Genomic DNA, 12,551 nt, shown 5'->3' on the forward strand with positions numbered 1-12,551 from the left:
GTCAGATGGGAATCTCGAACCACACCGTGAGACCCGGCCCGCCCGTGTCGATGCCGGTGGCGCCGCCGTGGGCGCGGACCGCCTCGGCGACGATGGCCAGGCCGAGCCCGGCCCCGTCGGTTCCGGCTCGCGACGGGTCCGCCCGCCAGAACCGTTCGAACGCCCGGCCCGCCTGGCCGGCGGGCATCCCCGGCCCCTCGTCGGCGACCGTGACCCGGACCCGGCCGCCCGACGACACCGCGCTGACCAGCACCGCCGTGCCCGGCGGGGTGTGCGCCCGGACGTTGCCGAGCAGGTTCGCCAGGACCCGGCGCAGCACCCCCTCGTCACCGGGAACCGTCACCGGCCCGGTGACCGACACCGCGACCGGCCGGTCCGGCTCGACGGCCCGGGCATCGGCGGCCGCGTCGCCGATCAGCCCGGCCAGATCGACCGGATCCCGGCGGGCCGGTGGGTCGGACTCCAGCCGGGCCAGGTACAGCAACTCGTCGACGAGGGCGCCCATCCGGGCGGCCTCCTCCTCGATGCGCCGCAGCACGTCGGGGCGGGTGGACAGGTCGACGACCCCGGTCCGGACCAGTTGCAGGTAGCCGCTGATCGACGTCACCGGGGTACGCAACTCGTGCGAGGCGTCCGCGACGAACGCCCGCATCCGCTGCTCGGACCGCTCCCGCACAGCCATCGCCACCTGGATCCGGGCCAGCATCCCGTCCACCGCCACCGACAGCCGGCCCACCTCGGTCCGGGCCGCCGCCGAACCCGGATCCGGCGCGCCGGCCCGGCGGTCCAGGTCACCGGCGGCGATCGCCCCGGCGGTGGCGGCGATCTCGTCGAGCGGGCGCAGCCGCCTGATCACCAGCCAGCGGGCCAGGACGGTGAGCAGCGCGAGCACCACCACGGCGGTGACGGCAGCGACCCACGCCAGCCGGGTGACGGTGTCCCGGACCGGGGCGAGCGGCAGCCCGACCAGCACCGTGCCGTTGCCGACCGGCACCACCCGTACCCGGTAGTCGCCGAGAACCGTCTGCGGCCCGGTCTCGCCCGCCCGGACCCGGTCCAGCAGCGGCGTGCCCGGCAGGGGGGTGCCACCGACCAGGCGGACCGTGTGCCCGTCGGTGCGGCGGAACTCGATCAGATAGTCGGTGACCGACACCGCCGACCGGAGCTCGGCGCCGGTCGGGCCGCTGAGCAGCGCGGCCCGCTGCCGGACCAGCACCGCCGCCGCGGCCAGCTGCTCGTCGGCGCGTTCCATCAGGTACGACCGGAGCGCCACCGCCGCCGTCACCCAGGTGATCACCAGCGCCGCCGCGGTCAGCCCGGCCACCCCGGCGACCAGGGAGAACCGCAGCGACCGGCGACCGTTCACCGGCCGGCTCCCGACGGCCGGGGGCCGCTCACCGGGCCGGCTCGCAGCGGCTGGGGGCCGTTCACCGGCCGGCTCGCAGCGCGTACCCGAAACCGCGGTGGGTGACGATCAGCGGTGGCCCGTGCTGCTCGAGTTTGCGCCGCAGATATCCCACGTAGGTGTCGACGACGTTCGACACGTTGCCGGAGCCGCAGTCCCACACGGCGTCCAGGATCTGTGCCCGGGACAGCACCCGCCCCGGATTGGTCAGGAAATAACGCAGCAGCCGCAGCTCGGTCGGCGACAGCGACAGCGGCTCGCCGTTCCGGGTGACGGCCAGGGTCTCCGGGTCGAGGACCAGGTCGGCGTAGCTCAGCACCGCCGCCGGGCCGGCCGCCCCGGCCGGGACCCGGCGCAGCACCGCCCGCACCCGGGCCAGCAGCACCTCCACGTCGAACGGCTTGGTGACGTAGTCGTCGCCGCCGTAGGCCAGACCGGACACCTGATCGGCACGCCCGTCACGCGCGGTGAGGAAGATGATCCCACCGGTCATCCCGCCCGCGCGCAGCCGCCGGCACACCTCCATCCCGTCGCCGTCGGGCAGCATCACGTCCAGCAGCACCAGATCGGGCCGGTTGCCGGCGGCCGACGCGACGGCCGCCTCGGCGGTGCCGGCGGTGTCGACCGTGAAACCGTGGAAGGTCAGCACGGTGTGCAGCAGGTCGACGATGTTGGGCTGGTCGTCGACGACGAGGACACGGGCGCTCATGGTCCTGTCATGGGACCACGCCAGGATGAGAGCCCGATGAGAGAACCGTCAGCGGCGCAGGTGACGGCGGACCAGGACAACCACGACGCCCGCCACGAACAGGTCGAGCACCACGACCAGGCCTGGCCAGCCGAACAGCAGCATCGCCGGTGGGACCAGGATGAACAGGGCGGCGCACAGCACCGCGACCACGGGGAACGGAACGTCCCGGTGGGTGCCGTCCATCCGCGCGGCGAAGTCGGGGTCACTCAGGTGGATCCGGCGTTCGAGCTCCGCGATCGTGCGCCGGTCGTCATCGTTCAGCATCGATGCCCCTCCCGGAGACTACGAGGCAGTCCCCTTTCCCGGAGATCCGCGAGTCTAAACGACAGGATGCAGGGAAATCTGTACCCATGGCGAAAGACCTGACGAAAGACCCGACCGATCAGCCCTCCGAGATCATCGCGGAGCGGCTGCCTCGTCACCCCGCGTCACGGCCCCGTGCCGAGGCGGATCGTGAGCTGGTGCCGCCCGACGCCGACTTCGGCGACGATCCGCCCCGCTCCGGCGGGGATCGCGCTGGTGCAGCCGGCCATCGCGCCGGTTCCACCGGCGAGCAGGCCGGTCCGGCCGGGCGGGAGGCTGCCGCGAAGGGCTGATCAGAGGCCGGTGAGCAGGGCGGCGAGCAGGGTGGTGCGTTCGGCGATGCCGGCGGCCGACACCCATTCGGTACGGGCGTGCGCGCCACCGCCGCGCGGGGCCAGGCCGTCGATCGTCGGGTGGCCCAGCGCGCCCGTCGTGTTGGTGTCGGCCGCCCCGTCGGCGGGATGTCCGTCGACGCTCTGACCGATCGCGGCGCCGATCACCCGGATCCGGTCGAGCAGTCCGGCGCCGGCCGGGCCGGGACGCCAGGTGGGCCGGTGCGACAGCAGCCGGGTGGACACCGACGCCCGGTCGCGTACCGGGCTCAGCCGGCCGAGCGCGCCGAGCACCGCCTCCTCGTCGGCCGGGTCGGAGAACCGCAGCCCCAGGTCGGCGTGCGCCCGCCCGGCGACCACGTTGGTGCGCCCGCCGCCGGCGATGGTGCCGGTGTTCAGCAGCACCGGCCGGTCCGCCACCACCGACCGCACCCGGATCAGCTGGTCGACCAGCTCGTCGATGGCGCTGGCCCCGGCGTCCGGGTCGAGGGCGGCGTGCGCCTCCACCCCGGTCACCTCGATCCGGGCCCGGGTGCTGCCGCGGCGGCCGGTCTTCAGCCCGCCGCCCGGGTGCGGTGGCTCCAGCCCGAGCACCGCACGGGCCCGGGCCGCCTCGGCGCGCACCAGGTCACCGGCGGTGGGGGAGCCGATCTCCTCGTCGGCGACGACGATCACCCGTACCTCAGGATGGTCTTGATCTTTGATCTCGCCCGCCGCCGAAAGGAGGGCGGCGAGGCCCGCCTTGGTGTCGTAGACGCCCGGCCCGCGGATCACGTCGCCGTCGGCCGACCACGGCATCGTCGCCAGCGTGCCCACCGGCCAGACCGTGTCGTAGTGGCTGAGCAGCAGGATCGGATCGCCCGGCACGCCGCGGGCGGGCAGCGTCCAGATCAGGTGGTCACCGGTCGGATGCGTCTCGCGGGCGGTGTGGAAACCGGCCCGCGTGGCGTCGGCGTCGAGGACCCCGGCCAGCGCGGCCAGCGACCCGGCATCCCCGGTGGGCGACTCGCACAGCGTGTACCGGTGCAGGGCTTCGAGCGTGGCTGACGGCATATCCGAAAGCTAAGTTGTACGCTGCCCGTTGTCAACGAGCGATGATGTTGCCACGATGGCGGTTATACGAAACGTATCCTTTGATCGGAGGCCGTCATGGACGTTGTCGTGCGGGAGCTGGACTCACCCTCCGAGCTGACCGCGGCCGCCCGCCTCTACCGTTCCGTCTTCGGCTACACCCAACCGGAGTACGGGGTCAGCCCGCGCCTGCTCGCCGCCCTCCGCGCGAACTCCGGGTCGGTCATCGGCGCCCTCGACCCGGCCGGCACGATGATCGGCTTCTGCTTCGGGTTCTCCGCGGTCGACGGCGGCGAGCTCTACCACTACTCACAGGCCGCGGTGGTCGACGCCGGCGCGCAGGGCCTCGGCATCGGGCGGCGCCTCAAGCAGGCCCAGGCGCAGACCGCGCGCGGCACCGGGGCGCGGACCATGCGGTGGACCTTCGACCCGTACGCGCTGCGCAACGCCCACTTCAACCTCAACGTCCTGGGCGCCACCGGCGTCCGGTTCCTGCCCGACTACTACGGCGGCGACACCGATCGTGTCCTGGTCAGCTGGGATCTGTGGCACGCCCGCAAACCCGGCGCCCCGGCCGGCACGGTCGAATCCCCGGCCACCGACCGGGCCGCCCTGCGCGCCGGCCTCGAACAGCGCTTCGCCACCGGCGCCCGCTGGACCGGCGTGACCCGCGACGCCGGCCGGGTCACCTGCACGTTCGAGAATGACGAATCGTGACGACCCATCGCTCCACCCCGTCGGAACGGTTCGACCGCAACGTCCAGCGCCGGTCCGCGCAGGTCCTCAAACAGCGGGTCCTCGAACAGCAGCGCGAGGAGTTCGAGAAGGCCCTGGCCTGGGCGGCCGAACAGGACGCCATCGAACGGGCCGCCGCGCTCATCGTCTCCGCCCGGCGCCGATACCTCCTCGGGTACGGCAAATCGCTCGCCTACGCGTCGATGCTGGCCACCGACCTCAGCGCCGGCCTGTCCGGGGTGCACCTGGTCGGCGACGGATCCCTGCGTGCCCTCGACGTGCTCAGCGACGTCCGACAGGGTGACCTGCTCGTCGCCGTGTCGATGTCCCGGTACCGCCGGGAGACCGTCGACGTCGCCGCCGCCTACGTGCGCCACGGCGGCGACCTCGTCCTCATCACCGACGCCGACGACGCCCCGCTCACCACCGTAGCCACCACGAGCATCGTGATCGGCACCGAGAGCGCCTCCTACGCGAACTCGCCGACCTCGGTCGTGCTCGCCCTGCACCTGCTCGCCACCCTGACCATCGCCAGCTCGAAAGGCGCCGGCCGTCGCCTGCACGTCCGCGACGAACTCGCCGCCGAACTGGGTCTCTATGCGGAGGATCATGATCAAGATTGACCGGGTGGAGCTGCGCCGCGTCGAGCTCCCACTCGTCCACCGGTTCCAGACCAGCTCACACGAATCCCGCGCGCTCGAACACATCCTCGTCACCCTGACCAGCTCCGACGGAGCCGTCGGCTGGGGCGAGATCGCGTCGGCGTCCGGGCCGTACTACTCGGCCGAAACCGTCGACAGCTGCTGGGCGGTGGCCGGCTCGTTCCTCGCCCCGATCGTGCTCGGCGCAAGCTGGGAGCACCCGTCCGAACTCGCCGCCGACATGGCCAAGGTGCGCGGCAACCACTTCGCCCGCGCCGGCTTCGACGCGGCGGCCTGGGCGCTCTGGTCCGAACAGTCCGGCGTGCCGCTGGCCGAGGCCCTCGGCGGCGACCGGAACCGGGTCGAGGCAGGCGTGTCCCTCGGCATCGAACCCACCGTCGACGACCTGCTCGAACAGGTCGCCTTACGCGTCGCCGACGGCTACCGCCGGGTCAAACTCAAGATCGCGCCCGGCTGGGACGTCACCCCGGTCCGCGCCGTCCGGGTCGCGTTCCCCGACCTGCCCCTGCACGTCGACGCCAACGGCGCCTATCCGGCCGACGAGATCACCGTCTTCCGGCAGCTCGACGAACTCGGGCTTTTGATGATCGAGCAGCCGTACGCGCCACGCGCCCTCGTCGCCCACGCCGCCCTCCAGGCCGTCCTCGACACCCCGCTCTGCCTCGACGAATCCGTCGAAGAGGTGGACGACCTGACCACCGCGCTGCGCTTGGAAGCCGGCCGGATCCTCAACATCAAGGTCTCCCGGATGGGCGGCCTCACCCCGGCGGTCCGCGCACACGACCTGGCCCGCTCCCACAGCATGCCGGTGTGGTGCGGAGGCATGCACGAGTTCGGCATCGGCCGCGCGGCGAACGTGGCCCTCAGCTCACTCCCGGGCTTCACCCTGCCGTCGGACGTGTCCGGCTCGGCTAAGTACTACGCCCGCGACATCACCACGGCCCCGATCGTCTGCACCGGAGGCTGGGTGGACGTACCCACCGTGCCGGGTCTCGGCTACACCCCCGACGTCCCGTTCCTGACCGAAAACACCCTCACCCACCAAGCCATCCCCTGAAACCCGCCACCCACCCACCCGCCACCCACCCACCCGCCTGCCATCCGCCCACCTCGCCTGCCGCCCGCCCGCCTCGCCTGCCGTCCGCCCGTCTTGCCTGCCGCCCGCCCGTCTGCCCGTCCGCCCGTCTGCCCGCCCGTCTGCCCGTCCGTCCGTCTTGCCGTCCGTCCGTCTTGCCTGCCGCCTGCCCCGCCCGCGATCTTGTGGACTTCTGCGGGGCTCGAGTTTCGCCATTTTGCGCAGCGACATCGCCGGTCCGGGCCGACGCTGAAGTGAATCTTGCATTCGCCCTGGTCAGCGTCATCCCCAACGAACTCCGCAAGATCATCGTGAGGTCTTTGGCCTTGGGTGGCCGTCCGGAGGCGATGCCGGGAGCGGACCGTCGAGGGCGGGTCCGTCGGCCGCAGCGGTGGTCAGCGCACACGTTTGCCTGGGCGCAGCGATGGTCAGCGCACACGTTCGCCGATCGTGTGCGTCTGCTTCGCTCTGACGGGGACGGGCGCACACGTTGTGCCGTCCGTGTGCGCCCGTCGTCGTCCCGGCGAGGATGGAATCGCGCATTGCCGCATTGTGTGCGCTGGTCGTCGGCTCGCTGCGCGGACGCTTCGACCGGGATGGTGGCGACGGGTTCCGCCGCGGTCTGCTGGCCAGTAGGGAGACTCGCCTACCTGTGGAAACGTGGCGGGGCCTGCCGCCGGGCATCGGACAGCCCTTCTGGGCGGCGTAACCTCACCAGCGAGGAGCGAACCCAGACATCCGCCACCCCAGCGGTGCGCCAGGAACCCTAAAACACCGCGCAGGTGGCCCCGGCGGTGCGAGGGAAACCCTAAAACGCCGCGGAAGCAGCAGTGCAGTGCCGCCGGCCGCCCAGCCGGGCCCGGAAGCAGCAATGCCGTGCCGCTGGCCGTTCGATGAGAGCCGGAAACAGCCCTGCCGAGCCGCTGGCCCCGGGGCGTCGGCAGCGGAAACCGGACCTCGATCAAGACCCGGGGGCCGGAGGGCGACTGTCCGCCGGCGGTCGCCACCACGTTCCACAGATATTCAGGTTCCTCAATTGGTCATCAGGGTCGTCAATTGGCCATCAGGGTCGTCGTCGCGCGCCGGCGACCACGCCGGCCGAACACCGGCGACCCTGATGGCCGCCCGCTGGCGACCGGGCCGGGCCGGGCGCCGCCGACCGCGTCTAAATTAGTGGAAGGCCGACGACCAAGCCTTGCGACGACGGACGCCGGTGCAATGCCACTTAGCTTAAGTTGATCAAGGCTGTGACCTGCAGGTTCTCGGCGAGTGCCGTCGGCGTCCGGCGTGGCCGCAATTCATGCCGCAGCCGCATGCGTGCAGGTCAAGCCCCTGGAGCCCGAAGTGAGCCAGCGCAAGATCAACTTAAGCTAAGTGGCATTGGACGCCGGTGCGCCGTCACCCAAACGATCCCCGAAATGGCGAAACTCGAGTGCGAGGCAGGTTTGCCCGAACTTCACAAGATCGCCGGCGGGGCAGCTGGTGGGTCAGGGCGTGAAGGTGGACTCCACCTCGGCTGAGGTCAGGCCCCGCTCGCGGTAGGTGGTGGTGCCGGAGTCCAGGAGTTCGCGGGCGGCGTCGCGGAGCGCACCGTAGGCCGCCCACGCCAGTGAACCGCCGGTGGACACCCGGCGCACGCCCAGGGCGGACAATTCGGGAACGCTCGGGGTGCCGCGCAGCGCCAGGACATTGACCGGCGCCCGGATCGCCGCGACCACGCGCGCGATGTCGTCCGGCGAGGTCAGACCGGGAGCGAACAGCACATCGGCGCCGGCATCCCGGTAGGCGATCAGACGGGCGATGGTGTCGTCGAGGTCGGTGTGGCCGTACAGCAGATTCTCGGCCCTGGCGGTCAGGACCAGATCGTGACGCCGCGCCGCCTCGGCCGCGGCACCGACCCGTTCCGCGCTGACGGCCGGCGACTGAACACTCTCGGTGACCGGGTTGTAGTCCTCGATCGACAGGCCCGCCGCGCCGGCCGCGGCCAGCAGGCCGACTGTCTCGGCGATGCCTTCGGCGGTGTCGGCGAACAGCCACTCCGAGTCGACGCTCAACGGCACGTCCACCGCTGAGGCGACGGCGTGCACGTGCGCGACCAGTTCGTCCCGGGTGACCTGCTGATCGAGCTTGCCGAGACTGGCCGCGAGCCCGGACGAGGTGGTGGCCAGCGCCGCGAACCCGGCCTGCCGCAGAACCCGGGCCGAACCGACGTCCCACGCGTTCGGCATCACGAACGTGCCGGCGGCGTGCAACTCCCGAAAGCGTTTCCGAACCGAGTCCATCCCCACACCCTGCCACACCCGGCCCGCACAGCGACGGCCCGAGACCGGTGGCCACCGCGGTCGCCACGCCGCTCCACCGTGACCGATTCTGCCCCTTGCTGGCCGTCTCCTTGCGGCTCTCGTGTCGCACCTGACCTTCTCTGACTTGCAGTAGTCACCCGAGCGGCAGATCTTGCAAGGTTCTGCCCCGTGGGGCGGCGTGCCTCGTGGATCTTGCACGGTTCTTCACGTCTGGGTGCGGTTTGTCGTGCAAGGTCCACTTCGTGCCGGAGACCTTGCATGTTTCTTCCCGTGGGGGTGTGGAAAGAGCTGCAAGATCGGTGCGAGGGTGCACATTCGTGCAAGATCGACGCGCGGCGGACACCGAACAGCGGACGCCGAGTACCGGGCGGCGGGTGCCGGCGGTGCCGGACGGCGTGCGGCGGGTGGCGGACACCGGGCAGCGGACACCGGGCGGTGGGCGGTGGGCGGCGGTGCCGGACGGCGGGTGGCGAACACCGAGTATCGGGCGGCGGTGCCGGACTGCGGGCGGCGGGCGGCGGTGCCGGACTCCGGGCGGCGGGTGGCAGTGCCGGACTGCGGGTGGCGGACACCGAGTGCCGGGCGGCGGGCGCCGGGCAGTGGGTGCGGGTCGGGTTGCTGGAGGGGCTCTGGCCGGAGGAGGCGTTGCAGCCGGGAGACGCCGGCGCGCCTGAGGGCTGTCCTATTCGAACCGAGACGGCTTCCGGCGTGGATTAACGCTCACGGTGCTGGACCGTGTTCTCTAGGGTTTCGGCGTGGCTGTTTCTGAATACATCAAGCGCCTGCGCGGCTCGATCGGGCACGACCTGCTGATGCTGCCCGGGGCGAGTGCCGTGGTCACCGACGACGGTGGGCGGGTGTTGCTGGCCCGGCGTTCGGACAATGGGCGCTGGTCGGTTCCGGCCGGGGTGGTGGATCCCGGCGAGCAGCCTGCGGACACCGCGGTGCGGGAGGTCTTCGAGGAGACCGGGGTACGCGCGGAGATCGTGCGGCTCGCCGGGGTGGCGTCGCATCCGGTGGTCTACCCGAACGGGGACCGGTGTGAATACCTCAACGTGTGGTTCCGGTGCCGGGCGGTCGGTGGCGAGGCCGAGGCGACCGACGACGAGTCCCTGGAGGTGGGCTGGTTCGCGCCGGACGCCCTGCCGGAGCTCGACGAGTGGTCGCGGCTGCGCATCCGGACGGCGCTGGATTCGGACGGCCCGGCCTGGTTCGCGCGGGCGGACGAGAAGAACCCGGCGCTGAATCGGCCGGACGCCCTCTGAACGGCGCCCGGCCCGAAAATGACGGCCGCCCGAGAGTGACGGCCGCGCGAAAACGATGGCCGCCCGAGAGTGACGGCGGCGCGAGAGTGACGGCGGTCCGAGACTGACGGCGGCCCGAAAGGGGGCCGACCGAAAGCGATCAGCGAACGGCCCCCGCCCGGGTCAGTCGAAGATCGAGATGCGGGTGCGGTGGTGGGCCGGCGACTCGATCTCGTCGACCACCGCGACCGCCAGGTCCGCATAGGAGAGGGTGAGCCCGCCGCCCGTCTCGCCGCCGGTGCGATAGGCGCCGCGCCGAGGGGCGTCCGGGTCGAGCTGGGCCGGCGGCGACAGCATCAGCCAGTCGACCGGGGTGTCGGCGGCCCGCAGCCGGTCCAGCCCGGCTGTGTGGGCGACCGCGAAGTGCCGGAACTCGGCGGGCAGCACCGAAGGGTCGTCGTAGAGCGGCTGGCCGGCGCTGTCGACCAGGTTGGCGAACAGCCCGATCACGACGAGGCGCGGCACCCCGGCCGTGGCGAGGCCGTCGAGGAGGTTGTCGGTGGAGGTGACGTAGAACTTGCCGTCCAGGGCGCCGAGCGCTTTGAGGGCTTCCGGGTCGGAGGCGGGCGAGACGGCGTTGACGGCGGCGTCGTGGCCGGCGACGAGAGCGGCGACCGATCCGGCGTCGAGGATGTCGCCCTGCACGACCCGGCCCGGCAGCCGGTGCTTGGCGGGGTCACGGACGACGGACGTCACCTGGATGCCACGGCGTTCGGCCTCGGCGGACACGGCCCGTCCGGCCCGGCCACCGGCTCCGAAGATCACGATGCTGGTCATGTGGCGGACGCTATGTGAAGGGGGCCTGGTTACCGCAACGAAACCAGCGTCCGGTTGCGGTAGTCCAACTGGTCACGGCTGTGCCGTGTCTACGTCGGAACTCCTGACATTCATGTGAGCGCCCGGCGTAGACACGGCGTTGAGGATCCATCTGGGCCCTGTAAAGGGAACCAAGGGCGCCGTATGTAGCGCGAATACCTTCCTCAGACTAACGCGCGAATTCGTCGAACTCGCCGCGCTTTACACCGTCGATGAAGGCATCGAACTCGGCGGGCGTGTAGAGGATAATCCCGGCGTCCGGGAATCGGGAATTCCTCACAGCAATACTGTCGCCCATTCGGGCGATTTCGACACAGTTGCCAGCTGAGCTTTTTCGCGCTTTGCGCCAAGGCAGGTTGTCGCGGTCGAATTCCATGATATTCATGACGTCTTTCCGGTGTGTGGTTAAGTATAGTCCGTGATCTTCTCGCGAATTAGGGCGATTGATTCATGTGGCCCCACGGCGACGTCTTTGAGTGCTTGAAAGACTTGATGTGCCTCATCGAGATCTGGCTGGGCGTCCTGGTAGTTCATCACGAAAGCGCCCTCGCTGTACAGGATCTCCGTCCGCTCATCGTCGTCCGTGAAACCGAGGATGGAAAAGCCTCCTCTCATTCCTTTGTATGCACCGACGTTCTTCGGTACAACCTGAAGTATGACCTTGTAGTTACGGGTCGCCTCGATGAGGCTTTGCAGCTGTTCCCGCATGATTTTTTCGCTGCCGATTGGTCGCTCGAAGACGACAGCGTCGATGATTGCATGAAATTTTGTCAGGCTTGGTCTGTCGAGTACCTGCTTTCGCTTCATTCGGGTGTCAACGGTAGCGCGAACTTCCTGATCGGTGTACTCCGGAAGATGCCGAGTCACGAGCTCGTTTGCATACTCCCGGGTCTGCAGTAGGCCTGGGATCATTGAGACCTCGAAGTTCTCGATGGTCGCTGCCGCGCTCTCCCAGGAAATGTAGTCGACTGCGGCCTGAGGAAGTTTGGGATATTTCTCCCACCAGCCTGACTCGCGGCTGGCCTTGGCCATTTCGAGTAGTAACGCCTTTTCGCTGTCGTCGATGGCGTAGTAGTCGCAGAGTTTCTCAACGTACGGAATCGGGGGTGGCCGTCGGCCGTTCTCAATCCGGCTCAATACGGAGGCATTGATGTCAGTGGCGGCCGCGACCGTAGCGGCGGCTTCACCACGAGCCACTCTTCGATCCTTGAGTCGCTGGCCGATCAGTCGTCGCAGCAGAGGTGGGCTTTCGCGGACAGCCATGTCCTACCTCCCAGCTACGTCACCATCGACTATATGGCAAGTTGCCTGTTGGCAAAGCGAGCTTGGCACAAGCTACGCGGAAAATCTTGGCCTGGCAATTGCCAACGCAGGGCTTGTCAGCCGACACTCAGAGTACGGGCCGACTGATGCGCCAACATCCCCCCAACGAGGGAGGACGCCTCCGGGTGCGACCGGAGACGTCCTCTTACCTGAACCCAGACGGCTAGCCACCATCGGAGGATCGGCAATGAAAAGCGTAGACGTTCTCCTAGCCGAGGCCAACAGCCTCAGCTCTGTTCCCGCGGCTGGGAACATCCTGCTCATCCTGGCCGCAGTGATTCTCGTCGTGGCACTCAAGATGCTGGGCCAAGCCTTGCACCCGTTGCGCGAGGTGCTCCGGGCTGTGGCGGCCGCAGCCGGTATGACCCTACTCGTGATCCTCGCTCTAGTTCTGATCATCGTCTCCCTGGCCGTTCGCACCTAACCGACGACAGCAAGCATCAGGTCAGACCCGACGCACCATCCAAAGTC

Annotated in this window: 14 protein-coding genes; 6 read left to right on the plus strand and 8 right to left on the minus strand. The window is 70.0% G+C overall.

From position 1 onward, the window contains the following. Position 1: 1 nt before the first annotated feature. The 3 genes from AB0E94_RS17415 to AB0E94_RS17425 form a co-directional block, all read right to left on the minus strand. Complete coding sequence (locus tag AB0E94_RS17415; RefSeq protein ID WP_360327173.1) at positions 2–1,366, minus strand: HAMP domain-containing sensor histidine kinase; 1,365 nt, start codon at positions 1,364–1,366, stop codon at positions 2–4. A gap of 61 nt (positions 1,367–1,427) precedes the next feature. After that, a complete protein-coding gene (locus AB0E94_RS17420) occupies positions 1,428–2,114 on the minus strand; it encodes a response regulator transcription factor (RefSeq protein WP_360327175.1) in 687 nt (228 codons plus the stop codon). A gap of 48 nt (positions 2,115–2,162) precedes the next feature. Further along, on the minus strand, positions 2,163–2,420 hold the full coding sequence (locus AB0E94_RS17425) for a DUF3040 domain-containing protein (RefSeq protein ID WP_360327177.1): 258 nt from the start codon (positions 2,418–2,420) through the stop codon (positions 2,163–2,165). A gap of 86 nt (positions 2,421–2,506) precedes the next feature. On the opposite strand from AB0E94_RS17425, the gene AB0E94_RS17430 reads away from it, so the two are divergent. Further along, positions 2,507–2,752: a hypothetical protein gene (locus AB0E94_RS17430; RefSeq protein WP_360327178.1), complete on the plus strand. Its 246-nt coding sequence runs from the start codon at positions 2,507–2,509 to the stop codon at positions 2,750–2,752. Here the strand turns inward: AB0E94_RS17430 and AB0E94_RS17435 are convergent, their stop codons facing one another. Further along, positions 2,753–3,844, minus strand: a complete 1,092-nt coding sequence (locus tag AB0E94_RS17435; protein WP_360327180.1) for a M20/M25/M40 family metallo-hydrolase — start codon at positions 3,842–3,844, stop codon at positions 2,753–2,755. Between the two features lie 96 nt (positions 3,845–3,940). On the opposite strand from AB0E94_RS17435, the gene AB0E94_RS17440 reads away from it, so the two are divergent. The 3 genes from AB0E94_RS17440 to menC are packed head-to-tail and all read left to right on the plus strand — an operon-like array spanning position 3,941 to position 6,316. Continuing rightward, positions 3,941–4,579 carry a GNAT family N-acetyltransferase gene (locus AB0E94_RS17440; RefSeq protein WP_360327182.1) on the plus strand — a complete coding sequence of 213 codons (639 nt, stop codon included), beginning with the start codon at positions 3,941–3,943 and terminating at the stop codon, positions 4,577–4,579. Beyond that, entirely contained in the window at positions 4,576–5,220 is a 645-nt protein-coding gene (locus AB0E94_RS17445) for an SIS domain-containing protein (protein WP_360327184.1), read from the plus strand. Before AB0E94_RS17440 ends, AB0E94_RS17445 begins: the two co-directional genes overlap by 4 nt. Further along, positions 5,207–6,316 carry an o-succinylbenzoate synthase gene (menC, locus tag AB0E94_RS17450; RefSeq protein ID WP_360327185.1) on the plus strand — a complete coding sequence of 370 codons (1,110 nt, stop codon included), beginning with the start codon at positions 5,207–5,209 and terminating at the stop codon, positions 6,314–6,316. Before AB0E94_RS17445 ends, menC begins: the two co-directional genes overlap by 14 nt. 1,505 nt (positions 6,317–7,821) lie before the next feature. Here the strand turns inward: menC and AB0E94_RS17455 are convergent. Beyond that, positions 7,822–8,616: an isocitrate lyase/phosphoenolpyruvate mutase family protein gene (locus tag AB0E94_RS17455; RefSeq protein ID WP_360327186.1), complete on the minus strand. Its 795-nt coding sequence runs from the start codon at positions 8,614–8,616 to the stop codon at positions 7,822–7,824. A 776-nt stretch (positions 8,617–9,392) separates the two neighbouring features. Here AB0E94_RS17455 and AB0E94_RS17460 point away from each other — a divergent pair. Next, positions 9,393–9,902 carry an NUDIX domain-containing protein gene (locus tag AB0E94_RS17460; protein WP_360327188.1) on the plus strand — a complete coding sequence of 170 codons (510 nt, stop codon included), beginning with the start codon at positions 9,393–9,395 and terminating at the stop codon, positions 9,900–9,902. A gap of 162 nt (positions 9,903–10,064) precedes the next feature. Here AB0E94_RS17460 and AB0E94_RS17465 read toward each other — a convergent pair whose 3' ends face one another. The 3 genes from AB0E94_RS17465 to AB0E94_RS17475 form a co-directional block, all read right to left on the minus strand. Next, the gene (locus AB0E94_RS17465) at positions 10,065–10,718 is read right to left on the minus strand and encodes an NAD(P)H-binding protein (RefSeq protein WP_360327190.1); all 654 of its coding nucleotides are present in this window, start codon (positions 10,716–10,718) and stop codon (positions 10,065–10,067) included. A gap of 208 nt (positions 10,719–10,926) precedes the next feature. Further along, complete coding sequence (locus AB0E94_RS17470; protein WP_360327192.1) at positions 10,927–11,133, minus strand: DUF397 domain-containing protein; 207 nt, start codon at positions 11,131–11,133, stop codon at positions 10,927–10,929. 29 nt (positions 11,134–11,162) lie between these two features. Next, the gene (locus AB0E94_RS17475) at positions 11,163–12,020 is read right to left on the minus strand and encodes a helix-turn-helix transcriptional regulator (protein ID WP_360327194.1); all 858 of its coding nucleotides are present in this window, start codon (positions 12,018–12,020) and stop codon (positions 11,163–11,165) included. Positions 12,021–12,267: 247 nt separating this feature from the next. Between AB0E94_RS17475 and AB0E94_RS17480 the strand changes: the two genes are divergently transcribed. Next, positions 12,268–12,504, plus strand: a complete 237-nt coding sequence (locus tag AB0E94_RS17480) for a hypothetical protein (RefSeq protein ID WP_360327195.1) — start codon at positions 12,268–12,270, stop codon at positions 12,502–12,504. Positions 12,505–12,551 lie beyond the last annotated feature (47 nt).

Source organism: Actinoplanes sp. NPDC026670, from assembly GCF_040638175.1.
GTDB lineage: Bacteria > Actinomycetota > Actinomycetes > Mycobacteriales > Micromonosporaceae > Actinoplanes.